The organism is Hephaestia mangrovi, from assembly GCF_019880555.1.
Lineage (GTDB): Bacteria > Pseudomonadota > Alphaproteobacteria > Sphingomonadales > Sphingomonadaceae > Sphingomonas > Sphingomonas mangrovi.
Genome location: NZ_JAINVU010000001.1, coordinates 251008 through 276265, shown reverse-complemented (window position 1 = coordinate 276265; position 25258 = coordinate 251008). Strand labels below are relative to the sequence as shown.

General features: G+C 66.1%; 21 protein-coding genes. 4 read left to right on the top strand and 17 right to left on the bottom strand.

Translation table 11 applies throughout. The annotated features are described in order from the left end of the window. Window positions 1–229: 229 nt before the first annotated feature. From K7G81_RS01200 to K7G81_RS01120, 17 genes are all read right to left on the bottom strand, one after another. The gene (locus K7G81_RS01200; protein WP_223028914.1) at window positions 230–487 is read right to left on the bottom strand and encodes a GlsB/YeaQ/YmgE family stress response membrane protein; all 258 of its coding nucleotides are present in this window, start codon (window positions 485–487) and stop codon (window positions 230–232) included. A 71-nt stretch (window positions 488–558) separates the two neighbouring features. Further along, on the bottom strand, window positions 559–1512 hold the full coding sequence (gene dapF / locus K7G81_RS01195; RefSeq protein ID WP_223028913.1) for a diaminopimelate epimerase: 954 nt from the start codon (window positions 1510–1512) through the stop codon (window positions 559–561). A 42-nt stretch (window positions 1513–1554) separates the two neighbouring features. Then, entirely contained in the window at window positions 1555–2955 is a 1401-nt protein-coding gene (gene lpdA, locus K7G81_RS01190; RefSeq protein WP_223028912.1) for a dihydrolipoyl dehydrogenase, read from the bottom strand. 30 nt (window positions 2956–2985) lie between these two features. Further along, a complete protein-coding gene (gene odhB, locus K7G81_RS01185; protein WP_223028911.1) occupies window positions 2986–4236 on the bottom strand; it encodes a 2-oxoglutarate dehydrogenase complex dihydrolipoyllysine-residue succinyltransferase in 1251 nt (416 codons plus the stop codon). 133 nt (window positions 4237–4369) lie between these two features. Then, the gene (locus tag K7G81_RS01180; protein WP_223028910.1) at window positions 4370–7300 is read right to left on the bottom strand and encodes a 2-oxoglutarate dehydrogenase E1 component; all 2931 of its coding nucleotides are present in this window, start codon (window positions 7298–7300) and stop codon (window positions 4370–4372) included. Window positions 7301–7343: 43 nt separating this feature from the next. Next, window positions 7344–8228, bottom strand: coding sequence for a succinate--CoA ligase subunit alpha (gene sucD / locus K7G81_RS01175; protein ID WP_223028909.1), 885 nt, complete (start codon window positions 8226–8228; stop codon window positions 7344–7346). A 188-nt stretch (window positions 8229–8416) separates the two neighbouring features. After that, window positions 8417–9379: a malate dehydrogenase gene (mdh, locus tag K7G81_RS01170; RefSeq protein ID WP_223028908.1), complete on the bottom strand. Its 963-nt coding sequence runs from the start codon at window positions 9377–9379 to the stop codon at window positions 8417–8419. Window positions 9380–9613: 234 nt separating this feature from the next. After that, window positions 9614–11515, bottom strand: coding sequence for a glycoside hydrolase family 2 protein (locus K7G81_RS01165; protein ID WP_255586466.1), 1902 nt, complete (start codon window positions 11513–11515; stop codon window positions 9614–9616). 60 nt (window positions 11516–11575) lie between these two features. After that, window positions 11576–12685, bottom strand: a complete 1110-nt coding sequence (gene zapE / locus K7G81_RS01160; protein WP_223028907.1) for a cell division protein ZapE — start codon at window positions 12683–12685, stop codon at window positions 11576–11578. Next, on the bottom strand, window positions 12682–13080 hold the full coding sequence (locus tag K7G81_RS01155; protein ID WP_223029463.1) for a PaaI family thioesterase: 399 nt from the start codon (window positions 13078–13080) through the stop codon (window positions 12682–12684). Before K7G81_RS01155 ends, zapE begins: the two co-directional genes overlap by 4 nt. A gap of 68 nt (window positions 13081–13148) precedes the next feature. Then, window positions 13149–13934, bottom strand: a complete 786-nt coding sequence (locus tag K7G81_RS01150; RefSeq protein ID WP_223028906.1) for a succinate dehydrogenase iron-sulfur subunit — start codon at window positions 13932–13934, stop codon at window positions 13149–13151. 83 nt (window positions 13935–14017) lie between these two features. Then, window positions 14018–15346 carry a cell envelope integrity protein CreD gene (gene creD, locus K7G81_RS01145; RefSeq protein WP_223028905.1) on the bottom strand — a complete coding sequence of 443 codons (1329 nt, stop codon included), beginning with the start codon at window positions 15344–15346 and terminating at the stop codon, window positions 14018–14020. A 106-nt stretch (window positions 15347–15452) separates the two neighbouring features. Next, window positions 15453–18860: a chromosome segregation SMC family protein gene (locus K7G81_RS01140; protein WP_223028904.1), complete on the bottom strand. Its 3408-nt coding sequence runs from the start codon at window positions 18858–18860 to the stop codon at window positions 15453–15455. A 34-nt stretch (window positions 18861–18894) separates the two neighbouring features. After that, window positions 18895–19644, bottom strand: coding sequence for a thioredoxin domain-containing protein (locus tag K7G81_RS01135; RefSeq protein ID WP_223028903.1), 750 nt, complete (start codon window positions 19642–19644; stop codon window positions 18895–18897). A gap of 28 nt (window positions 19645–19672) precedes the next feature. Beyond that, a complete protein-coding gene (locus K7G81_RS01130; RefSeq protein WP_223028902.1) occupies window positions 19673–20425 on the bottom strand; it encodes a thioredoxin domain-containing protein in 753 nt (250 codons plus the stop codon). Between the two features lie 17 nt (window positions 20426–20442). After that, window positions 20443–21129 carry a thioredoxin domain-containing protein gene (locus tag K7G81_RS01125; protein WP_223028901.1) on the bottom strand — a complete coding sequence of 229 codons (687 nt, stop codon included), beginning with the start codon at window positions 21127–21129 and terminating at the stop codon, window positions 20443–20445. Continuing rightward, window positions 21129–21650, bottom strand: a complete 522-nt coding sequence (locus K7G81_RS01120; RefSeq protein ID WP_255586465.1) for a DUF721 domain-containing protein — start codon at window positions 21648–21650, stop codon at window positions 21129–21131. Before K7G81_RS01120 ends, K7G81_RS01125 begins: the two co-directional genes overlap by 1 nt. Before the next feature lie 47 nt (window positions 21651–21697). On the opposite strand from K7G81_RS01120, the gene mutY reads away from it, so the two are divergent. From mutY to K7G81_RS01100, 4 genes are read left to right on the top strand one after another with little or no spacing between them, the layout of a single operon-like run. Next, on the top strand, window positions 21698–22726 hold the full coding sequence (gene mutY / locus K7G81_RS01115) for an A/G-specific adenine glycosylase (protein WP_223028900.1): 1029 nt from the start codon (window positions 21698–21700) through the stop codon (window positions 22724–22726). Then, entirely contained in the window at window positions 22723–24066 is a 1344-nt protein-coding gene (locus tag K7G81_RS01110; protein WP_223028899.1) for a serine hydrolase domain-containing protein, read from the top strand. The genes mutY and K7G81_RS01110 overlap by 4 nt, the downstream gene beginning before the upstream one ends. Continuing rightward, on the top strand, window positions 24063–24932 hold the full coding sequence (nudC, locus tag K7G81_RS01105) for an NAD(+) diphosphatase (RefSeq protein ID WP_223028898.1): 870 nt from the start codon (window positions 24063–24065) through the stop codon (window positions 24930–24932). Before K7G81_RS01110 ends, nudC begins: the two co-directional genes overlap by 4 nt. A gap of 52 nt (window positions 24933–24984) precedes the next feature. After that, a complete protein-coding gene (locus tag K7G81_RS01100; RefSeq protein WP_223028897.1) occupies window positions 24985–25161 on the top strand; it encodes a YegP family protein in 177 nt (58 codons plus the stop codon). Window positions 25162–25258: the final 97 nt, after the last annotated feature.

Below are 25258 nucleotides of genomic sequence, written 5' to 3'. Positions count from 1 at the left end.
TGTTGCACCATGGATGCTGAACCAAGTTCAGCATGCCGATGCGTATCAGCCAAACCTGGCGGTCACGAAGCCGGCGATCCGTCCAACCAATTCGTCCCGCCGACAGAAGCTCACGTCACCGGGCGGCGGTGCCTCGTCGCGCCGCCGCCGACTCGCAATTCCTCAGCGTTCCTGATGTGTACCGAAACAGCGTGACGATGTCAAGCCATTTTTTCCTATTTGGTTATTTTCAGAAGCTCAGCCCGAGCAGTCGAGCCAGGAAGATCAGCACCATCGCGCCGATGATCGAGGCGATGAAGCCGGCGGGATGCATCGGTTCGCCGGCATTGGGGTGGATCGCCTTGGCCACGAATCCGGCGACGAACGATCCCGCGATGCCCAGCACGATGCTGCCGATCCAGCCGAGATGCACCGCACCCGGATAGAAGAACCGCGCCAGGATACCGACGATCAGGCCGACCACGACCAGCCGAATGATGTGACCCATGAAACCTCTCCCCTGATGGCGGCCCGTCGCCGCCCCTGAGCTAACCTAGGTTAGTTCAGAATGGGGGGCAATCAGCGCCGTTGTAAAATCGAGTCGGCAAGCGCCGCCCAGGCGGCGATCTCGTCATCGCAATGCCCCGCGATGGTCAGGCCGCCGGCGCGCGACCGTCCGGCATCGACTTCGGCCGAGCCGCGCCATTCGAACGTCGTATTGCCCGAAAGGCGCACGATCAGGTCGTCGCCGGCGCGGCCGCGGACCAGCCCGCCGGCGTTGAGCACGGCGATCTCGGTGCCGAAGGCGATCCGTCCGGTCAGTCCCGCGGCGACCACCGATGCCGCCATCGCGCTGCCGCAGCTGTCGGTCAGCCCCACGCCCCGCTCGAACGTCCGCACGAACAACGTCGCGCTGTCAATCACTTGCGCGAAACTGACGTTCGCCCGATGCGGCAGCCAATCCGGCGCCGCCTCGCATTTTTCGCCGAGCGCGACCAGTGTCGCTTCATCGATCGTATCGACGAATGCCACGAAATGCGGATTGGGCATCGCCACCGCCGTGAACGCCATCTCGCTCGATAGCGGCGCCACCACCTGCTCGATCGTCGTCGCGCGGTCGATCCGCAGCGGCCAGCCCGCCGTATCGATCTCCGCCGGCCCCACTGTCTCGCGCACCGTATAGACGCCCGATGCCAGTGCCGCGTCCCGCGCGACTTCGGCCGAAGACCGCATCAGCTTGACCGACGCCGCCTCGATGCCCAGCGCCTCGAACCCGGCCCGCGCCACGCAGCGCAGCCCGTTGAGGCACGTCTCCGCTTCGCTGCCGTCGGCGTTGAACATCCGCATGCCGAATGCGTGGCGGTCATCGCCGCGAGTCAGCAGCAGCAACCCGTCGCCGCCGACCGGCCCCGCGCGATCGGCCAGCGCGCGCGCCACGCCGCCCCAGGTCGCGTCATCCAGATCGATGGCGCGGGCGTCGATCAGGGGAAAATCGTTCCCCGATCCGTGACACTTGATGAAGTCGAACCGCATGGTGAACGATGTAGTGCGGCCGCGCGCGTCCTGCCAGCCGGCTCAGATGTGGATCGGCTTGCCGGTCACCGCCATCGCCGCTTCCTTGATCGCCTCGGAATGCGTCGGGTGGGCGTGGCAGGTATAGGCGATGTCCTCGCTGGTCGCACCGAATTCCATTGCCTGCGCAGCCTGCGCGATCATCGTGCCGGCGACCGAGGCGATGATCCACACGCCGAGCACGCGGTCGCTCTTGGCGTCGGCGATCACCTTCACGAAGCCGTCGGGCTCATGATTGGTCTTGGCGCGCGAATTGGCGAGCATCGGGAATTTGCCGACCTTCACCTCGCCGCGTTCCTTCGCCGCCTCTTCGGTGAGGCCGACGCCGGCGATCTCGGGCCAGGTGTAGACGACGCTCGGGATGACGTCGTGGTTCACGATGCCAGTCATCCCGGCGATGTTCTCGGCCACCGCGATGCCCTCGTCCTCGGCCTTGTGCGCGAGCATCGGGCCCGGAATAACGTCGCCGATCGCCCACACGCCGTCGACCTTGGTCGAAAAGTCGTGATCGGTCTCGATCTGCCCGCGCTGGTTGGTGTCCAGCCCGATCTTGTCCAGCCCGAGGCCATCGGTATTGGGCTTCCGGCCGATCGACACCAGCACGCAATCCGCCTCGATCGTCTCGCTGTCACCGCCCTGCGCCGGCTCGACAGTGATCGTCGCCTTCTTGCCCTTCACGTCGACCTTGGTGACCTTGGTGCCGAGCTTGAACTCGATCCCCTGCTTCTTGAAGATCTTCTGCGCTTCCTTGCGGACCTCGCCGTCGAAGCCGGGCAGGATCTGGTCGAGGAACTCGACGCACGTTACTTTGGCGCCGAGCCGCCGCCAGACGCTGCCGAGCTCGAGCCCGATCACGCCGCCGCCGATCACCACCATGTGCTCGGGCACCTTGGCCAGCTCCAGCGCGCCGGTCGAATCGACCACCACCTGCTTGTCGTTATCAACCTCGACACCCGGCAGCGGCGTGACGGACGAACCGGTGGCGATGACGATGTTCTTCGCCGTCACCTTGTTGCCCGCGACGGTAACGGTATGCGCGTCGTCGAAGCTCGCCTTGCCCTTCAGCCAGTCGACCTTGTTCTTCTTGAACAGGAACGCGATCCCGCCGGTGAGCTGCTTGACCGCATCGAGCCGCTGGCCGTGCATCGTATCGAGATCGAGCTCGGGGGTCACCTTGACGCCCAGCTTCGCCATCGCCCCGTTCGCCGCCTGCTCGTAATATTCCGACGCATGGAGCATAGCCTTGGACGGGATGCAGCCGACGTTGAGGCAAGTCCCGCCCAGCGTCTCGCGGCTCTCCGCGCACGCCGTCTTGAGGCCCAGCTGCGCCGCCCGGATCGCGGCGACGTAACCGCCCGGCCCGGCACCGATCACGAGGACGTCATAATCGTATTGGTCTGCCATAATCCGCTCGCTTCCCCTCAGGGATGAATATCAAAGGTCGATCAAAATCCGCGTCGGGTCCTCGATCGCATTCTTGAGCGCGACGAGGAAGGTCACCGCCTCGCGGCCGTCGATCAAGCGGTGATCGTAGCTCAATGCGAGATACATCATCGGGCGCACCACCACCTGGCCGTCGCGGACCACCGGGCGGTCCTCGATGCGATGCAGGCCAAGCACCGCCGATTGCGGCGGGTTGATGATCGGCGTCGAGAGCAGTGAGCCGAACACGCCGCCGTTGGAGATGGTGAAGGTGCCGCCCTTCATCTCCTCCATCTTGAGCTCGCCCGATTTGGCGCGTCGGCCGAAATCGCCGATCGTCTTCTCGATATCGGCGATCGAGAGCTGGTCGGCATCGCGCACCACCGGCACGACGAGGCCCTGCGGCGCCGACACCGCGACAGAGATGTCGGCGTAGTCGTGATAGACGATCTCGTCGCCCTCGATCGAGCCGTTGACGCTTGGTACGTCCTTCAAGGCGAGGCAGGCCGCCTTGGCGAAGAAACCCATGAAGCCCAGCCGCACGCCGTGCTTCTTCTCGAACAGATCCTTGTACTTCGCGCGTGCCTCGATCACCGCCGTCATGTCCACGTCGTTGAACGTGGTGAGCATCGCCGCGGTGTTCTGCGCTTCCTTGAGGCGCTTGGCGATCGTCTGGCGGAGACGCGTCATGCGGACGCGCTCTTCCTTGCGGGCGGGCGCAGCACTCGGTGCGGCTGCAGGCGCTGCGGCCTGGGCGGAAGCGCCACCTTTTTGCGCGGCGGCGATCACATCGTCCTTGGTAATGCGTCCGTCCTTGCCGGTGCCGGTGATGGTCGCCGGATCGACACCATATTCGAGCACCGCCCGGCGCACCGACGGCGACAGCGCGGCAGCCTCGACATTGCCGGCCGGCGCCTGCTGACCGGCGGCGGGCGGCGCCTTGTCCTCGGTCGTCGGCTTGGGCTCCGGCGCGGCGGCAGGCGCCGGCGACGGGCTCGGCGCGGGCGCGGGCTTGGCTGCTGCGGCGCCCCCTTCCTCGACCGTCGCGATCAGCGCGCCGACCTCGACCGTGTCGCCGACCGCGACCTTCTGCTCGCCCATCACGCCGGCAACTGGCGAGGGCACCTCGACCGATACCTTGTCGGTTTCCAGGCTGGCGATCGGCTCGTCGGCCTGCACCGTATCGCCCGGCTGCTTGAGCCACTCGCCGAGCGTCGCTTCGGTGATCGATTCGCCCAGCGTGGGGACTTTGACTTCGGTCATCTCTTTTTCTTCCCTCCCCGGCGCGGGCCGGGGTCCAATTGCGAGACGATCATTGACGAGCGCTTCGCTTCGTTAGTTCGGCCTTCCCAACTGGCCCCCGGCCTTCGCCGGGGAGGTCGGGAAGATGTGGTCGTCATCCCTTCCGCGTCCGCCGTATCTCCTCGCGGACGTTGTGGCCCAGCGCCTCGGCAACGAGCGCGCCCTGCTCCATCTGATGCCGCTTCATCAACCCCGTCGCCGGCGACGCAGCCGCCGCGCGGCCGGCGTAGCGCGCGCGCGACACGGGCGATTTCGCCTCGGCCAGGCTTGCCTCGATAAACGGCTCGACGAAGAACCAGGCGCCGTTGTTCTTCGGCTCTTCCTGCGCCCAGACCACATCCTCGAGATTGGGCAGCTTCTTCAGTCGCGCCGCCAGGGGTTCGCCCGGGAAGGGATAGAGCTGCTCGACGCGGACGATCTGCGTCTCGGTGTCGCCGGCGGCATCGCGTGCTTCGATGAGGTCGTAGGCAACCTTGCCGGTGCACAGCACCAGCCGCTTGGTGTCCTTGTCGGCCGGCGCCGCGGGGTCGGAGAGCAAGCGGCGGAAATGGCTGTCGCCGAGGAAATCGCTCGCCTTCGATACCGCCATTTTGTGCCGCAGCAACGACTTCGGCGTCATGATCACCAACGGCTTGCGGAAGCTCCGGTGCATCTGCCGGCGCAGCAAGTGGAAGTAATTGGCCGGCGTGGTGCAGTTCGCAACCTGCATATTGTCCTGCGCGCAAAGCTGCAGATAACGCTCCGGCCGCGCCGAGCTATGCTCCGGCCCCTGCCCTTCATAGCCATGCGGCAGCAGCATCACGAGGCCGTTGGCGCGCAGCCACTTGGCCTCTCCGCTCGCGATGAATTGGTCGATCATGATCTGCGCGCCATTGGCGAAATCGCCGAACTGCGCTTCCCACATCACCAGCGTCTTGGGGTCGGCCAACGCATAGCCATATTCGAATCCGAGCACCCCATATTCGGAAAGCGGGCTGTCAAGCACCTCGAACCGGCCATGCTCGACATGATCGAGCGGCACATATTTGTGTTCGTCGGTCTGATCGACCCACACCGCGTGGCGTTGCGAGAAAGTACCGCGGCCCGAATCCTGGCCCGACAAGCGAACGCCATAGCCTTCCGAAAGCAACGAGCCGAACGCCAGCGCCTCGCCGGTCGCCCAGTCGAAGCCCTCGCCGGAAGAGAACATCTCGCGTTTGGCATCGATCACGCGGCCGAGCGTCTTGTGGATCTGGACACTGTCGGGAACCGTGGTCAGCGTGCGGCCGAGCGCGTCGAACAGCTTCTTGTCGATGCTGGTTTCGACGTTGCGGCGCGCGGTTTCGGCGTCGGCCGGGGCATGGAGGCCCGACCAGCGGCCGGCGAACCAGTCCGCCTTGTTGGGCAGATAGCTCTGCCCCGCCTCGAACTCGTCGTCGAGCAATTCGGTGAACTGCTTGATCCGCTCGTCGATCCACGCCTGGTCGACCACGCCCTCCCGCATCAGCCGCTGGCTATAGACCTCGGCAACGCCGGGGTGCTTCTTGATCGCCTTGTACATCAGCGGCTGGGTGAAGCTCGGCTCGTCGCCCTCGTTATGGCCGAACCGGCGATAGCACCACATGTCGATAACGATGTCGCGGTGGAACTTCTGGCGAAACTCGATCGCCATCTTGCAGGCAAAGGTTACGGCCTCGGGATCGTCGCCGTTGACGTGGAAGATCGGCGCCTGCACGCCTTTGGCAACGTCCGACGGATAGGGCGACGACCGCGCGAACTTCGGGCTGGTGGTGAAGCCGATCTGGTTATTGATGACGAAATGGATGCAGCCGCCGGTATTGTAGCCGGGCAGGCCGGAGAAGCCGAAACATTCCCACACGATGCCCTGGCCCGCGAACGCCGCATCGCCGTGGATCAGCACCGGGAGCGAATGCTTGTGCTCGGCCAGATCGCCGGCGATCGTCTGGATCGCGCGGACCTTGCCGAGAACCACGGGATCTTCCGCCTCGAGGTGCGACGGATTGGCGACCAGCGACATATGCACGCTGATCCCGTCGAACTCGCGATCGGTCGAGGTGCCGAGGTGATATTTGACGTCACCGGAACCGCCGACGTCCTCGGGATTGGACGAGCCGCCCGAAAATTCGTGGAAGATTGCGCGAAACGGCTTGCCCATCACATTGGCTAGCACGTTCAAACGCCCGCGATGCGCCATGCCGAACACGATCTCGTTGACGCCCATCTGGCCGCCATATTTGATCACGCTTTCCAGCGCCGGGATCATGCTCTCGCCGCCGTCGAGCCCGAACCGCTTGGTGCCGACATATTTCTTGCCGAGGAACTTCTCGTACTGCTCGGCCTCGATCACCTTGTTGAGGATTGCTTCCTTGCCATCCTTGGTGAATTCGATCGCCTTGTCCTTGCCCTCCATACGCTCCTGGAGGAACCGGCGTTCCTCGACATCGGCGATGTGCATATATTCCAGGCCGACGTTGCCGCAATAATTGCGGCGTAGCGTATCGACGATGTCGCGCAGCGTGGCATATTGGACGCCCAGCACGCCACCGAGATAGATTTTCCGGTCAAGCTCGGCGTCCGAGAAGCCGTGATACTGCGTGCGCAGATCCTCCGGCATCTCGCGATTGTTGGAAAGGCCGAGCGGATCGAGATTGGCCGCCAGATGCCCGCGCACGCGATAGGTGCGGATCAGCATCATCGCCCGGATCGAAGCGTCGCACGCGTCGCGGATCGCGTCTTCGGATATCGGTGCTGCCGCCGCCGCAGGCTTGCCGCCCTTGGCCGGCTTGGGCGCGGGCTCCATCTGCGTCGGATCGAGCGCCGCGGTCAGATCATCGGTGGTGGTCAGCGGCCAGCTCGACTGCTGCCAACTCGGGCCGGAGACGGTCGATTCCAGCCCCTCGAACCAGGCACGCCAGCCCGGCTCGACGCTGCCGGGGTCGCTCTTGAAGCGTTTGTAGAGCGTCTCGACGAATGCCGGGCTCACGCCACCCGCAATCTCGCTGAAATCCTGGCCTTCGTAACCCATGGCCTGTCTCCAACGCCCGACGCCGAGGCCGGGCTCCTTACAATCAGCCGTTCAGCACCGAGAACAGCGTCGAACCCAGCTCGCTGGGGCTGTCGGCGACCTTGATGCCGGCGCTTTCCATCGCCGCGATCTTATCCTCGGCACCACCCTGGCCGCCCGAAACGATCGCGCCGGCATGGCCCATGCGGCGGCCCGGAGGCGCCGTGCGGCCGGCGATGAAGCCCGCCATCGGCTTCTTGCGCCCGCGCTTGGCCTCGTCCTTGAGGAACTGCGCCGCCTCTTCCTCGGCCGAACCGCCGATCTCGCCGATCATGATGATCGACTGGGTCGCGTCGTCGGCGAGGAACAGCTCGAGCACGTCGATGAAGTTGGTGCCATTGACCGGATCGCCGCCGATGCCGACCGCGGTGGTCTGGCCCAGGCCGGCGTTCGTGGTCTGGAACACCGCCTCATAGGTCAGCGTGCCCGAGCGTGACACGACGCCGACCGAGCCCTTCTTGAAGATATTGCCCGGCATGATGCCGATCTTGCACTCGCCCGGCGTCAGCACGCCCGGGCAATTCGGGCCGATCAGCCGCGACTTGGAGCCGGAGAGCGCGCGCTTCACCTTGACCATGTCGAGCACCGGAATGCCCTCGGTGATGCACACGATCAGCGGGATTTCGGCGTCGATCGCCTCGAGGATCGAGTCCGCGGCAAACGGCGGCGGCACGTAGATCACGCTGGCATCGGCGCCGGTCTTCGACTTCGCCTCGGCGACGGTGTCGAACACCGGCAGGCCGAGGTGCTCGATGCCGCCCTTGCCCGGCGTCACGCCGCCGACCATCTGCGTGCCATAATCGAGCGCCGCCTGAGTGTGGAAGCTCCCGGTTTCGCCCGTCATGCCCTGGGTGATGACCTTGGTGTTCTTGTCGACGAGGATGCTCATCGTGTCTCCAGTTCTACCGCCCCGGCGAAGGCCGGGGTTCAGTTGGGAAGGCGGTCATGGGAGCGCGATACGATCGTACAGGCCATCCCGTTCAGGATTGAGCGCTTCGATCTCCCGCACTTTCCAGTCCCGCTTCCACTCCTTCATCCGCAGCTCACGCTGCCTTGCTCACTCGACTTCAAACAGCCTTACTTCAGCGTCTCGTCGATGCCCTTGCACGCCACCAGCAGTTCCTTCACCGCGTCGACCGACTTGTCGAAATTGGCCTTGGCCGTGTCGTTCAGCTCGATCTCGACGACGCGCTCGACGCCGCCCGCGCCCAGCACCACCGGGACGCCGACGTAGAGATTGTCGACACCATATTGGCCGGTGAGGTGTGCCGCGCAGGGCAGCAAACGCTTCTTATCCTTGAGGTAGCTCTCGGCCATCACGATCGCCGACGTGGCGGGCGCATAGAAGGCCGAGCCGGTCTTGAGCAGACCGACGATCTCGCCGCCACCCGAGCGGGTGCGCTGGACGATCGCGTCGATCTTGTCCTGCGTCGACCAGCCCATCTTGATCAGATCGGGGATCGGAATGCCGGCGACGGTCGAATATTCGACCACCGGCACCATCGTGTCACCGTGACCGCCAAGCACGAACGCGGTGACATCCTCGACCGATACGTTGAATTCCTCGGCGAGGAAGTGGCGGAAGCGCGAGCTGTCGAGCACGCCCGCCATGCCGACCACCATATTGTGCGGCAGGCCGGAAAATTCGCGGAGCGCCCACACCATCGCGTCGAGCGGGTTGGTGATGCAGATCACAAAGGCGTTCGGCGCATGCGCCTTGATACCCTCGCCGACCGACTTCATCACCTTGAGGTTGATGCCGAGCAGGTCATCGCGGCTCATGCCCGGCTTGCGCGGCACGCCGGCGGTGACGATGCACACGTCGGCACCGGCAATGTCGGCATAGTCGTTGGTGCCCTTGAGGCCCGCATCGAAGCCTTCGGGCGGGCCCGCCTGCGCGAGATCGAGGGCCTTGCCCTGCGGAATGCCCTCGGCAATGTCGAACAGGATGATGTCGCCGAGTTCCTTCATCGCGGCGAGATGGGCGAGCGTGCCGCCGATCATCCCAGCGCCGATCAGCGCGATCTTCTTGCGGGCCAATTGAACCTCCTTCGCGTAGCAACCAATGATGCTCGCGCGCGGGCGATCGAACGCGCCAACCCGCGAAATCGAGCGCGACTTAGGCCCTTTGATCCGCCGGAGCAACCTCTAATCGGCAAAGCCTACAGATTATTATTGCAATTAGTTCGCAATATCGTTAATAGCGGCTCTGATTGTCTGTGCGACGTCGCCCACCCCTCGCCCGCGGAACCGCAGGACCATGAGCCGGCGCGGTCAATGCGCAGCGCCTCCCTCCGCCGCGATTTTCGCATAATAGCCGGCGAGCACGCCGAACGCCTCCTTGCGCACGCCGGTCGGCGACACGAGCCCCTTGCGGTTCCAGCCCTGCTGATAGACCGGATGCTGACGCCGCGGCGACCGGAAGTCCTTCAGCACCCACGGCGACATGCCCCGCAGGAACGGAATCCTCGACGCCATCGCCAGCGTGTATTTGTAATAGTCGGCCTGGAACTCCTCGGAGAATTTGTGGCTGCGGGTCGGGTCGTGGAAACCCGCCTTCGCCGCCGCGCCGAGTTCGGAGAAGATCAGCGGCTTGTCGTAAGGCGAGCGCCAGACGAAGTCCGCCAGGCTGGGCAGCGGATCCTCGCTATACCAGCCATTGTAGGTGTTCACCGCCATCACATCGAGCGACGGGATCAGCGGGTCGTTGATGTTGAACACCGTCTTGCCGTTCTCGCTGCCTCGATCGACCAGCAGTGCGGCGGAAACCAGGCGACTGTCGTCGAGGCTGTGCGCCTCGGCCGCCAGCGTCGACAGGAAGTGGTTGCGCGCGGGCGTTATCGGGGTTTCGTTGCCGACGCTCCAGATGATGATCGAGGCGCGGTCACGATCGCGCTCGATCTCCTCGGCGAGCATGTGCTGCGCCTTGGCGAGCACCTCAGGATTTTTGAAATCGACCATCCAGTAGATCGGAATCTCGCTCCACACGATCAGGCCGAGCTTGTCGGCCATGCGCGTCATTACCTCCGAATGCGGATAATGCGCGAGGCGCACATAATTGCCGTGCAGCCCGTCCTTGACCTCGCTCAGCAGCGCGCGCGCCGCCTCCGGCGTGATCGCGCGCGTCGGATTGCCGCCAAACTCCTCCTCATGCAGCGCGATGCCGCGCAGGAAGATGGGCTTGCCGTTGAGGAGGATGTCATGCCCGCGCACCGCGATGGTGCGGAAACCGACGCGATCCTTCCAGACATCGTCGCCGGCGGCGATCTGGACGTCGTAGAGCGTCGGCGAATCCGGCGACCAGCGTTTGAGCGCGGCCGGCGCCGCCACCGTCGTCGACCAGTCGCCATTGCCATCGGTCTTGCCGGGCAGTGCGAGGCCGAGCGCGGGAATGCGGAACGTCACCGGCAGGTCGCCTGCCGCCTTGCCGTCGAGATGCGCGCTCACCGCGATGCGGCCGTCGCGGCTCAGCCTCACCCAGGCATTGTCGACATAGGTGGCCGGCGTGGTCACCAGCGTTACCGCGCGCGTCAGCCCGCCATAGGTTTCCCAGTCGGTCACCGGCGGCGGCAAATCCTCGGGCGCGCGCGCCGAATCGACGCCGACGGTGATCTGGTTATCGCCCTTGCGCAGCAGCCCCGTCACCTCGAACGCGAAGGTGGTGAAGCCCCCCTCATGCTCGCCGACACGCTTGCCGTTGAGATAGATCTGTGCCCGGTAATTCGCCGCGCCGAAACGCAGGAATTCGCGCTCGCCGGGCTTCGGGTCGACGGTGAAATGGCGCTGATACCAGACCAGCCCCTGATAATGCCGCATATCGGGGCTGTGGGTCAGCCAGGACGAGGGCAAGGTCGCGGTCGGCGCGCGCGCCATGTCGAACTCATAGAGCGCGGAGGGATGGTCGCGCATCTGTTGCGCCACGTCGATATCGGCATAGCGGCGCTGGCTCGCGCCCGGATCGCCGCCGTGAAAGCCGGCATCGCCGGTGCGATAGGGATCGATCGAATAATGCCAGACACCCGACAGATCGAGATGCTGGCGCATATCGCCGGCGGCGAGGACGGGATGCGGCATGGTGAGCGCGGGGGTTGCATCGGGTGATGGCGTCGCCGCGCAGGCGGGCCAGGCCAGCGCCACCATCGCGATCGTCAGCCGTCGCCATCCCCGTCCCAACATGCGATCCTCCGTCCTATTTGCCTGACTTGCTAGGCGGAATCCGGTCGACGGTCCAGTATCTCAGCCTCCGTGCCCTTCGGCGAGATACGCCTCGGAGCGCATTTCCTCGATCCGGCTCACGGTGCGAGCGAACTCGAAGCTGCCGTCGCCACGTGGGTAAAGGTCGGCGGGCTCGGCATCGGCGGCGGCGAGCAGCTTCACCTTATATTCGTAGAGCGCGTCGATCAGTGACACGAAGCGCGCGGCTTCGTTGCGGTTTTCCGGCCCCATCTTCGGGATGCCGACCAGGATGACCGTGTGGAAACGCCGCGCGACCGCCAGATAATCGGCCGCCCCCCGCGCCTCGCCGCACAGCCGCTTGAAGCTGAACACCGCGACGCCCTTCAGCGCCTTGGGCACATGGAGCGTCCGCCCGCCGCCGAGATCGAGATCGGCGGTGGGGACATGCGCGCGATCTTCCACCGGATAATCGGTGAGCCGGAAGAACGCCGCCGACAATTTCTCGGTCGCCGCCGCGCCGTTGGGCACCAGCCAGGTATCCATCCGGCCCAGCCGATCGAGCCGGTAATCGACCGGCCCGTTGAGCGGCAACACGTCGAGCCGCTGCTCGATCAGGCCGATGAAGGGCAGGAAATGCTCGCGATTGAGGCCGTTGAGATAAAGGTCGCGCGGCGGCCGGTTGGAGGTGGTCACCACCGTCACCCGCTTGGCGAGCAATTCGGTGAACAGCCGCGACAGGATCATCGCATCGGGGCTGTTGGTCACCATCATCTCGTCAAAGGCGAGCAGCCGCGCTTCCTCGGCGAGCGCCTCGGCGACCGGCGGAATCGGGTCACCCGCTTCCTTGCGGCGCTCGACGGCGATGCGGGCATGCACGTCGAGCATGAATTCGGCGAAATGGACGCGGCGCTTCCGGCGCACGTCGACGGCGTCGTAGAACAGATCCATCAGCATCGACTTGCCGCGGCCGACGTCACCCCAGAGGTAGACGCCGCGCGGGGGATCGGGCTGGCGGCCGAGCGCGCGCCACAGCACACTGCCCCGGCTCGGCGTTGCTTCAAGTTCCTGCTGCAGCACGTCAAGGCGCCGCGCCGCTGCTTCCTGCTCGGCATCGGGCCGCAGTTCGTCATTGGCGACCAGCGCCTGATAGCGGGCAAGGACGCTATTCAAGTCCGCTTCGTCGGCTTGCGGATCGTTCCGGAAAAGCTGGCGATCGTTCCCTCGCCCTGAACGACCAGCCCGCGCAGGAACAGGAGGCGCCCCGTCTCGCGCAGCAGCTCGACCTGCGCTTCGATCACCTCGCCCACCTTGCCCGCGCCGATGAACTGGACCGACAGGTCGAGAGTCACCGCGGTGCCGGCGGTGATGACCTCGAACCCGCGTGAGGCCGCAAACAAGGCGATATCGACAAATCCGAGCAGCGCGCCGCCGTGGAGGTTTTCCTGCAAGTTCGAATGTTCATGGCGAGGCGTCATCCGCACGCGCGCGATGCCGTTCTCGACGCGGAGCAGAAATGGGCCAAGGAAGCTGTTGAACCGCGTCGGGTCGTTCAGTTCCCAGGTCATCCAGCCGGGATGATCGGGCGATTCCCGGTCGATAAAGGCGGGTGCGTCGGCCACTGGCGGTCGGCAGGTTACAGAACCCGCTCGGCTTCCATCTTCTTGACCTCGGCGATCGCCTTGGCCGGATTGAGGCCCTTGGGGCAGACGTTCGCGCAGTTCATGATCGTGTGGCAGCGATACAGGCGGAACGGGTCCTCGAGCTGGTCCAGACGCTCGCCCGTCATCTCGTCGCGGCTGTCGGCGAGCCAGCGATAGGCTTGCAACAGGATCGCCGGGCCCAGGAACTTGTCGCTGTTCCACCAATAGCTCGGGCACGAGGTCGAGCAGCAGGCGCACAGGATGCACTCGTACAGGCCGTCGAGCTTCTCGCGCTCCTCGGGCGACTGCAGCCGCTCCTTGCCCGAGGGCGGCGGCGTCACCGTCTTCAGCCAGGGCTGGATCGAGGCATATTGCGCGTAGAAATGCGTGAAATCGGGCACCAGATCCTTGATCACGTCCATGTGCGGCAGTGGCGTGATGCGGATATCGCCCTTGATGTCCTCGATCGCGGTGGTGCAGGCCAGCCCATTCTTGCCGTCGAGATTCATCGCGCAAGACCCGCAAATGCCCTCGCGGCACGAGCGACGGAAAGTGAGCGACGAATCCTGCTCGGACTTCATCTTGATCAGCGCGTCGAGCACCATCGGGCCGCACTCGTCGAGATTGATCTCGAACGTGTCATAGCGCGGATTCTCCCCGCTATCGGGATCGTAGCGATAGATTTTGAAGGTCTTGATCCGCTTCCTGTCGCCCTCGGCCTTGTGAACCTTGCCCTTGCTGGAGATTTTCGAATTCTTCGGGAGGGTGAACTCGGCCATGGGGTCCTCAAGTCTGGTCGCACGAAACGGCGCTTCGGCAAGCGGCTATGCCTTTCGCGCGCGCAGCGCAACCCCGATATGGGTCACGCCGCGCTCTGTTGCCAATCGATCCGCCGCGTCAGCCACATCGTCGCGGCCAGCCCGCCGAACAGCAGCACCGATCCGATCAGCAGCGAATAGGCCTCCAGCCCCAGCAGCACATAGAGAACGCCGTAGAGCGCCCCGAGCAGGCCGCCGACCACACCGGCGCGCCTGCGGCTTCCCAATACGGCTGCCGAATAAGCCGTCAGCAGCGCAACGATCGCGCCTGCAGCCGCTACATAGGCAAGCGCGAAGCCGATCACTTCGGCAAAGGCGAGCAACATCACGAAGAACAGCACCAGCCCGGCGCCGGCGAGCAGATATTCCACCGTCGCCACCGCGACCCCGCCGACCACGTCGAATAGCCAGAACATCAGGAAGGTGAAGCCGACGAACAGGAAGCCGTATTTTACCGATCGATTGATCTCGCTGTAGAGATCGACCGGCGTCACCAGGTCGACTTCGGCGACTTGCGCGGAATCGGCGGCCGGCGGTGCCGTCGAGGCGAGCGGACTGCCCAGCGCGAGATTGCCGACCCGCCAGGTCGCCGCGAAGCCGTTGCCGGCGCTATGATGGTCGATCGGCAGAAAAGCGCCGGCGAAGCCCGGGCTGGGCCACGACGAGGTCAACCGCCAGCGCGTATCCCCGCCGTGCGGCACCAAGGACAGCGACTGCGAGCCGCGCAGCCGATAGGCGAAATCGACGTTGACCGGCGCGGCGGCGATTGAGGACGCATCGATCCAGGCGTGGAAGCCGGGCTTGTCGCCCTCCCCGCCGAAGCCGGGTTGCAGCGCGAGCCGCATGCCATTCGCGCGTATCGTCGGCGGTGCCCCAACCAGGCCGCGCGCATCACCGATATCGAAGCGCAATTCCGCGCGATCGAGCGCCAGCGCGTCCTGCGCAATCCCCAATCGCGCGAGATCGTCGGGCAGCGAATAGCGCGCGGCGCCGCTCAGTACCGCCTGATAGACCACCGCATCGTAGATCGATCGCTTGCGCTGTTGCGGCGCCAGCGTCGTGGCAAGATCGGCACGGTCGGGCGCGATCGTCAGTTCCCGCCATACATTGTTGGTGCGGGTGACGGCCTGTCCGTTTTCGGTCGAGCTGATCGTCACGACGCTGCGATAGGGGATCACCAGCAGCGGCGCGGCGACATGCTGCGGCCCGCCCCACCCCGCCACGATCGACTGTTCGGCGGTCCGCGACTGATTTTCGCGGTCGAAGATCAACAGGTAGGTCGCGAACAGCGGAATCGCGAGCAACCCGGCAACCAGCATGGCAAGCATCAGCTTGGCGCCCGGCGTGCGGTTTTCGGCAGCAAGAAGGGTCATCGACAACATCCTCGGACAATGGCCGCTCCCACCTATGCGGTCGCGATGTCGCCTTGATCGAGGCGCGGTGAAGGTTTCACGCGCGGGGTACGCAGATTCGGTGCAGCTATTCCGCCGCCAGCAACGATTCCGCGCCGCCGAGATCGACCGAGACGAGCCGGCTCACGCCCTTTTCGATCATCGTCACGCCGAACAGCCGGTGCATCCGGCTCATCGTCACCGCATTGTGAGTAACGATCAGGAAACGCGTGTCGGTTTCCTGGGTCATCCGGCCGAGCAGATCGCAGAAGCGATCGATATTGGCGTCGTCCAGCGGCGCATCGACCTCGTCGAGCACGCAGATCGGCGCCGGATTGGTCAGGAACAGCGCGAAGATGAGCGCGATCGCGGTGAGCGCCTGTTCGCCGCCCGACAGCAGCGTCAGCGATTGCAGCCGCTTGCCCGGCGGTTGCGCCATGATCTCGAGCCCGGCTTCGAGCGGATCGTCCGAATCGACCAGCTTCAGATGCGCCTGGCCGCCACTGAACAAGGTACCGAACAGGCGTTCGAAATGGCCGTTGACCGCCTCGAAAGCCGCAAGCAGCCGCTGCCTGCCCTCGCGGTTGAGATTGCCGATCGATCCGCGCAGGCGATTGACCGCGATCCCCAATTCCTCGCGCTCTGCGGCATTGGTCGTGCGGCTTTCGTCGAGTTCGGCAAGCTCAGCCTCGGCGACGAGGTTGACCGGACCGATCCGCTCGCGATCGAACAACAGCTTTTCGTGCCGCGCCGATTCATCGAGCGGCGGGCCGACCTCCGCGCTGGCGAAACCGATCCGTTCGGGCAGCACTGGCGGCGGACATTCAAACCGCTCGCCGGAAAGGCGCCCCATCTCGATGCGGCGCTGCTCCTGGTTTTCGGCGCGCGCCACAGCACCGGCGCGTCCTTCGCGCGCCTCGGCCAGCGCTTCGCCAGCTACACGCACCGCATCATCTGTCCCGCGCAGCGCGGCGCCGGCCGCATTCTCCTCAGCAAGAGCCGCTTCTGCGCTGACACGGGCGACACGGTGCTCCTCGGTCAACGTCGCGATCTCGGCATCGAGCGCGGCGGGACGCTCGGCGAGCGACGCGCGTTCGGCGGCGAGCGCGGTTTCGCGCTTGTCCATGTCAGTGATGCGCCGGGCAGCCTCGCCAGCGCGCGATTTCCAGTTGCGCGTCTCGGCTTCGGCGGCTGCTCGCCGCTCCCGGCGCGTGGCGATCTCGCGATCGAACGCTGCGCGCTCGCTACGCGCCTGGGCCACCGTGGCGCGGCGTCCCTCGGTCTCGTTCTGCAGCAAGCGAACGCGTTCGGCCGTAGTGCTGCCATCGGGAAGCGCAGCGATCGCCGCCGCGGCGCGCGCATGCTCGCTCTCGGCCTCCTCCTGCTCGGCGACAATGCGCGCGACCCGCTGGTCGAGATCTGCTGTTCGTGCCGCCAGGCGCTCGATCGCCGCCGCCGCGCGGTCCTCGTCCCGCGTCGCATCACGCTGCGTCGTCTCGGCAGCCGCGAGCGCGGCCCGCGCTGCCTGTGCCTGCTGTCGGGCGTCGGCAATCGCCTGCTCGGTGCGGGCAAGCGCGGCCTCAGCTTTCTCGACGCGCCCGATTGCTGCCGGACGCGCCTTTTCCAATTCGGTGAGGCGATTGACCCGCACCAACCGCTCGGCCGCTGCCGCCCCGCTTGACCGCGCGACATAGCCGTCCCATCGCCGCAGCACGCCGTCGCGCGTCACCAGCCGTTGCCCAGTCGCAAGTGGCTGGCCTTCGTCCGCGTCGACGACGAACACCTGCGCCAGCCGCCGCGCCAGTGCGGGCGGCGCGGCAACGTGATCGGCGAGCGAGGCGCCACCGGTCGGCCCTGCCGGGTCGCCGGGCTGCGGCGCCGCGCCTCGCCAGAAGCGCTCCGCCTCCGCATCAAGGCCGACTTCCAGATCGTCGCCGAGCGCGGCGGCCAGGGCATGTTCGTACCCGGCCTCCGCCGTCAGCCGGTCGAGCACACGGTCGCGATCGGCAGGCTGAACCGCCTTTTCCAGCGCCTTCACCTCGCTGTCGATCGCGGCGAGCTCCGCACGCGCCGTCGCCCGGTCGGCCTCGGCGACATCGCGCGCCTCGATCTGGTCGCGCTCGTCGCGATCGGCCTTGGCTTGCGCGGTTCGCGCCATCTCGATGTTCTCTGCGGCCTTTGCGCGCGCATCGGCAGCCGCCGCTCTGGCGGCTTCGAGCGGCGCGGCATCGCCGAGCGCCGCGCGTTCCTCGTCGAGCTGGCGACGATCGCGTTTCACGCGATCCAGACGCCCCCGCGCGGTATCGAGCGCCGCGCGCGCAACCCGCGCATCCGCCGCCTCGCTCGCCTGCTGCCCCATGGCCTGTGCGAGCGCGACCTCGGCATCGCGGGCCTGGCGTTCGGCCTCGGCCAACGCCATATCGAGTTGCGGCAGCCGTTCGGTTGCGCGCGCGATGTCGCCATCGAGCGCCTTCATTTCGTCAGCGAGCCGAGCCAGTGCCTCGGCGGCGTCGTGCGCCAGCGCGCCTTCCCGCTCGCGGTCCGTCGCAATGCGCGTCGCCGCATCCGAGAGATCGGCGAGACGACGCTCGAGCGAGCCGCGCTCGGTCCGCAAGGTTTCCAGGCGATGCCCGAGATCGCTCGCCCGATCGCGCGCCGCGAGCGCCGCGTTACGCGCTGTCGCCAGTTTCTCGCTTGCCGCGCGTTGATGGGCGGCCGCCGCCTGTTGCGCTTCGGTCGCGGCACGCACTTTCGCCTCGGCCGCCTCGGCTTCCTTCTTCGCGGCATCGGCTGCCGCCGCGGCGTCGCGCCACCGGGCGAAGATCATCCGCGCTTCGGCGACGCGGATCTGGTCCGACAGCGCGCGATAGCGCTCAGCCTGCCGCGCCTGTCGCCGCAGCGCCCCTGCACGATTGTCCTGATCGGCGATCACTTCGTCGAGCCGCGCGAGGTTCGCTTCGGTCGCGCGCAGCTTTTGCTCGGCATCCTTGCGCCGGACATGGAGCCCGGCAATCCCCGCCGCTTCCTCCAGCAGGGCACGCCGGTCGGCCGGCTTGGCGGCGATTACCGCGCCGATCTTGCCCTGGCTGACCATTGCCGAGGAACCCGCGCCGGTTGCCGCGTCGGCGAACAGCAGCGCCACATCCTTGGCGCGCACGTCGCGCCCGTTGATGCGATAGGCCGATCCCGCGCCGCGTTCGATGCGGCGGACGATCTCGGTCTCCTCATCCTCGCCGACGCCCTCGGCAAGGATCGCGACTTCGGCAAAGGCGCGCGCCGGCCGCGTTGACGTGCCGGCGAAGATCACGTCCTCCATCCCGGCGCCGCGTAGCGACCGCGCCGAGGTTTCACCCATAGCCCAGCGCAGCGCCTCAAGCAGGTTGGACTTGCCGCAGCCGTTGGGGCCGACGACCCCCGTCAGGCCCGGCTCGACGCGCAGGTCGACCGGGTCGACGAAGCTCTTGAACCCCGAAAGCCTGAGCCGCTTGATCCTCACGCGCGTACCCCCTGAACGCGCTCGAACCGATCGATCAGGCCCCCGCCGCCTTCAGGTGCGGTTCGAGCTGCGGCCAGGTTGCCACATCATCGAGCTTCTGGCCATTGAGGAAGAACGTCGGCGTGCCGTTGACGCCCTTGTTCTGCGACGCATCCTGCATGCCCTTGGTGATCTCGTCGAGATCCTTGGAATCATTGAGGCAGGCGCGCGCCTGTGTTTCCGGAATACCGCGCTGCTTCACGAAATCGATATAGCCGAGATATTCGGCCCAGGCCGTCGCGACCTTGGTTGGCGGCGCGCCGACGAGCGACTGTTGCAGCGCCCGGGTCGCCTGCTGATCGGCGAGTTTCGGCTCCATCTGGTCCTGCGCCTGGAACATCGCCTCGAGCAGCGGGAAGAACGGCCCCGGACCGGCGCAGCGGCCAAGCAGCGCACCGGGAATATCCGGGGCGCCATGAACCAGGAACTCGCGGAATTCGTAGGAGACCTTGCCCGTCTTCACATAATTGTTGGTCAGCGGCTCCTGGCCGGTACGACCGAAATTGCCGCAGGTCGGGCACAGGCGCGAGCCATATTCGACCAGCTTTATCGGCGCATCGGGATTACCCATGCGATAGCCGCCCTCGGGTGTCTTCTCTACCACGTCGGTCCATTGCTTGCCGGCCGGCGGTGCCACTGCGGCGACCTTCGCAGCGGGCGCGCTCGAATTGGCGTCGCCGCCCGAGCCGCCACACGCGGCAAGCAGCAGGAGCGGCACGGCGAGGAAAGCAAATCGCATCGTCATCTTTCGTCCTTCAGGCAGGAAAATTCGGTCATGCACCGGTCTTGGCCAAGGCAGCCTTGAGATCGGCTTCGAGTTCGGGCCAGCCGACCGCATCGACGACCTTGCCGTCGATCAGGAAAGTCGGCGTGCCGTCGAGCTTGTATTCGGCATCGGCGCGCGCGTTCATCTTGCCGATTTCCTCTGCGGTCGGCATGTCGGCGAGGCACTTGCGCGCCTGGTCATCAGGGATACCCTGCGCCTTGGCGAAATCGAGATAGCCGATCTGGCCGGCCAGAATATAGGCCTGCTGATTTTCCGGCGCCTTGGCAACAGCCTCGGCCATCGCCTTGGTCTGGCTCGCTTCCTTGGCGAATATCTTCGGCTGATAAGCGAATTCGGCGGCGAGCAGCGGGAAGAAGCCTTCTGCTCCCTTGCATCGTCCGATCAGCGCCGCCGACACATCACCGCCGTCGCGCAGCCAATCGCGAAACTCGTAGGAAACCTTGCCGGTTCGGACGTAATTCTCGACCAGCGGCTTCATCCCGCTGGCCGCGAAAGCGGCGCAGTGCGGGCACGTTCGCGAGCCGAACTCGACAAGCTGGACCGGGGCTGCGGGATTACCCATGCGATAGCCGCTGTCGACCGTCCGGGTGACGACCGTCGACCAGTCGCGGCCCTCCGGCGCGGTCGCCGCGACATTCGCCGGTGGCGCTGTGGCGCCCTGGTTCGATGGTGCCGCCGCCTGGTGACATCCGGCCAACGCCGCCAGCGGCAGGGCGGCGAGCAGCAAGCGGCGGGGCATGGCCATTTCCACCGTCTTCAGCGCGCGCCAGCCGCGCGCAGCGCGGGCTCGAGCGTCGCCCAATTATAGACATTCCGCTGCAATTTGCCGTCGATCAGGAAGCCGGGCGTTCCGGTGATTCCCTGCGGCACGTGCTGCAACAGGGTGGTGATCTGCGCGAGCCCGGCCGGGTCGGCGAGGCAGGCGTCGATCTGCGCCTGGCTCATGCCGTTAGCCCGGGCGATCGCCGAGATCCCGGCGCCTTCCGCCGCGGCCTTGAGGCGCGCGTCCTTGGGATACATCGCCATGCGCTGGCTATTATTCTGCTCCCACTGGATGCCGTTGTTCAGCCAGGTATCCTGCTGCGCGAAGAAAGTGGTCGACAGCTTGTCGAATCCGGCCGGGCCGGCACAACGCGCCAGCAGCGCGGCGGCGAGATCGAGCTGGTCACGCACCATGTTGCGCTCTTCCAGGCTGACGCTGCCCGATTTGATCATCTGCCCACGCAGCACACTGGCTGATTCCCGCGAGAAAGCGGCGCAATGCGGGCAAGTGTAGCTCATATATTCGACCAGCTTCACCTTGGCGTTGGGATTGCCGACAAGGAAGCCGCCATCCGCCGTCTTGGTGACATGCGCCTGCCAATCGGGAGCGGCAGCGGTGGCGGAAAGGGAAAAAGCGAACGCCGCGCCGATCAGCGCCAGCAACCCGAACAGAAACCGCATCAATGCTCCTTGGATTCGATTACCGGAGTGCCGCTCGTCGCAGCGACGCCGGCGGCGAGTGCCTCGAGCACCGCCTTCAATTCGGGATCGCCGATCGCGCGCAAGCTGGTGCCGAGTTCGACCGGTGCCGGCTTGAGCGATGGCGGCGCCTGGCGCGGCGCACGCTTGGTCACCTCGCCTTGCCGGATCGTCACGCGCGCGACGGCGCCATAGCCGAAGAAGCGATTGACCCGCTCGACGATTTCCGGGGTAATGTGCTGCATCATTGCCGCATGCGCCCCGCGCACGACCAGCGTGAGGTTGCCATTGGCGCGCTCGCCATGCGGAAAGCGCAACGATTCGGGGGCCGATACCTCGGCATAGCGCGGCCCGACGATCTCCGCCCAACGACTGACGATCGAGCTTTGCACGAAGCCGAACCGGCGAAACGCCGCACGCCCGACATCGGGCAACAGTTCGGACACCGCCCGCGCGCGATTGGCGCGTTGCGGCTCCTGCCCGGGCTGACGCGGTTTGCTCATTCGCCATCCCATGCCATAGCCGGGGCGTGCCCGCCAACAGTTCATCCATGATTCCGCACGATCTGCTGGCCTGGTACGATGCCAACGCCCGCTTGCTGCCCTGGCGCGCGCCGCCCGGCACGCCGCCGCCCGATCCCTACCGCGTGTGGCTTTCCGAGATCATGCTCCAGCAGACCACGGTCGCGACGGTGCGCCCGCGATTCGAAACCTTCGTAACCCGCTGGCCGACCGTCGCCGCGCTCGCCGCTGCCGACGAGGTCGAAGTGATGGCTGCCTGGGCCGGGCTCGGCTATTATTCGCGCGCCCGCAACCTGATCGCCTGTGCCTGCACAGTCGTCACCGATCATGCCGGCCGCTTTCCGGACACCGAGGACGGGCTGCGCGCGCTCCCCGGCATCGGCAGCTACACTGCTGCCGCGATCGCCGCGATCGCATTTGGCCGCCGCGCGGTCGTGGTCGACGGCAATGTCGAACGCGTGGTGTCCCGATTGTTCGCGATCGATACGCCGCTTCCGGCCGCCAAGCCGTTGATACGTGCCGCCGCCGAGACGATTACACCAGCGACACGCGCCGGCGATTTCGCTCAGGCGATGATGGATCTCGGCACCGCGATCTGCACGCCGCGAAACCCCAAATGCCTGCTGTGTCCGCTGCGTACCGCGTGTCGCGCTCATGCCCTCGGCACACCCGACGCTTTCCCGGTCAAACCGCGCAAGATCGCCAAGCCACAGCGTTACGGCACGATCTTCTGGCTCGAACGAGACGGCCAGGTCCTCCTCGTCCGCCGCCCGCCGAGGGGACTGCTCGGCGGCATGCGCGCATTGCCGACCGGGCCGTGGAGTGATTCGCCGCCAGCCTTCGCCGATCCGCCGGCGCGCGCGAACTGGCGCGTGCTCGATGGAACGGTGACCCATGTTTTCACCCACTTCCGGCTCGATCTTGCGCTTGCCGTCGCCCACGCGGACGCGCATGAACCGCCCGCGGATGGCGCATGGTGGCCAATTGCCGAGATCGAGTCGGCGGGGCTTCCCACCGTGTTCGCCAAGGCGGCACGAGCGATCGGGAGAACGCGATGAAGGGCTGGATCGGCACATTTTTGGGCGCAGCGGCGCTTGTCTCCACGGCCGCGCTCGGCGGACAGGCGGCGATGCCGACATCGTCGGCGGCCATCCCGGCGCCGACCCTCGCCGATCCGCTGCCGCACGTCGAGGCATTGTTCGATTCCTATGTCGATAACGACAAGATGCCCGGCATCGTCGGCGCGTTCGGTGTCGGCGATCTGCCGCCGGTGTTCGTCTCCGCCGGCCACATTTCCGACGATCCCGGCGCGCCGGCAGCCGGACCCGATACGCTCTGGCGCGTCTATTCGATGACCAAGCCGGTCACCGCGATGGCGGCGATGCTGCTGATCCAGGACGGCAAGCTGAAACTGGACGAGCCGATCAGCGATTTCATTCCCGCTTTCAAGCATATGACCGTTCTAACCGATCCCGAGCATAGCCTCGCAGCCCGCCCGGCACGCCGCGAGATCACCGTCCGCAACCTCCTCACTCATACCGCCGGGCTCGGCTACACGATCATCACCACCGGCCCGCTGCAAAAGGCGTATGAACAAGCCGGCATCGTTCCCTTCGCCGCCAATGCGCAAGTCGAACAGACCATGCGCACCGTGCGCCCCAAGACGCTCGCCGCCTTCGCCGACAAGGTCGCCACGTTGCCGCTGATCGCTGACCCCGGCACCAAATGGAGCTACTCGATCGGCCTCGACGTGCTGGCGCGCGTCGTGGAAGCGGCGTCGGGCATGCCGTTCGATCGGTTCGTCCAGACGCGGCTGCTCGATCCGCTCGGGATGGAGTCGACCTATTGGCAGGTGCCGACGAGCGAAGACGGCCGGCTCGCGACCAATTATGTCTTCGTCGGCGACAAGCGCACCCCGCTCGATCCCGCCGCCTCGTCGGTATTTCTCGAAGCGCCGAGTTTCCCTTACGGCGGCGCCGGCCTCGTCATGTCCGCGCGCGATTATGATCGTTTCGCGCACATGATCCAGGACAACGGAACGCTGAACGGCGTGCAGGTGATGAAGCCGGAAACGATCGCACTCGCCACCTCGAACCTGCTGCCAGTCGGCGTCACATATAGCGGCATCGGCGGCACCACCGGCGGCACGCAGGCTACGCATCCGATGGGATTCGGTGCCGGCGGGTCGGTGACGCTCAGCGACGATCCCAGCGGCGCCGGCAAGGGTACCTATGCCTGGGGCGGAGCGGCCGGAACGATCTTCTGGGTCGATCGCGAACGTCACGCCCGCGGTACCGTAATGGTCAATTACATGCCTGCCGATAAATGGCCGGTCCGCGACGAGACGATCAGAGCGCTGCTTACCGATTACGCCTTCTGGAAACAGGAACGACAATGATGCCCGGCTTCACCGGCGGCACGCTCGATCGCGCCGACCGTCTACGTCATGACGTCGATGCCTTTGCGGCGGCCAAGGCCGATTGGCGCGCGCGCCTGCTCAAGCTGGCCGGGGATACGCCCGAGGTCACCGAGGACGGCCGCCTCGGCTGGGCGAGCCTCGCCGACACGCCGGATGATGCTGAGCTGTTGCTGCTCGGCCTCGACGGCGGCCGGCCGCACTTCGTCGCTCACCGCCCCGGCGAGCGGATGCCGCCGGTGCGCTCGCCCGCGCTATTCGCCGCGCTCGACCAATTGCAGGCCGGCGAAGCCGCGACCTATGCGGCGGCGCGCAGCCTGCTCGATTGGCATGCCCGCCACGGCTTCTGCGCCAATTGCGGCAGTCCGACGACAATCTTCCGGGCCGGCTGGGCTCGCGCATGCCCCAATTGCGGCGCCGAGCATTTCCCGCGCGTCGATCCCGTCGTCATCATGATCGCCGAGCATGACGGCCGCGCCCTGGTCGGTCGCCAGGCAGCCTGGCCCGCGCGACGCTATTCTGCGCTCGCCGGCTTCCTCGAGCCCGGCGAATCGATTGAGGAGGCGGTCGCGCGCGAGATTGCCGAGGAATCGGGCGTGCCGATCGGTCGCGTCCGCTATATCGCCAGCCAGCCTTGGCCATTCCCCTCGCAACTGATGATCGCCTGCGTCGCCGAGGCGACCGACGACGCGATTACCATCGACGCCAACGAACTGGAGGACGCGATGTGGGCGCCGCGTGCCGCCATCGCCGCGGCGCTGGCCGGCGCCCCCGACGCGCCCTTCCTGCCGCCGCCGCCCTATGCGATCGCCCACACATTGCTCACCGCCTGGACAAACGAGGCGTAGCGACTCATACGCGGACAGGCTAACCTGAGTTAATCCAACGGAGGAGGCCTCGATGGCGCACAAGTTCGAAATCTACAAAGACAAGGCCGGCGAATTTCGCGTTCGCTTCAAGTACAACAGCGAAGTGATGTTCTCGACCGAAGGCTATGCCAGCAAAGGTTCTGCCGAAAACGCGATCGAATCGATCAAGAAGAACGGCCCGGGCGCCCCGATCGAAGACAATAGCTGAGATTTTAGTGCCATAGCCACCGCGGCCCGCCCTCGCCTGCCCACGATCGCTTCGTGGACGAGTGGCGGGCGGTGCCGCTTCCAAACCGACGCCGATT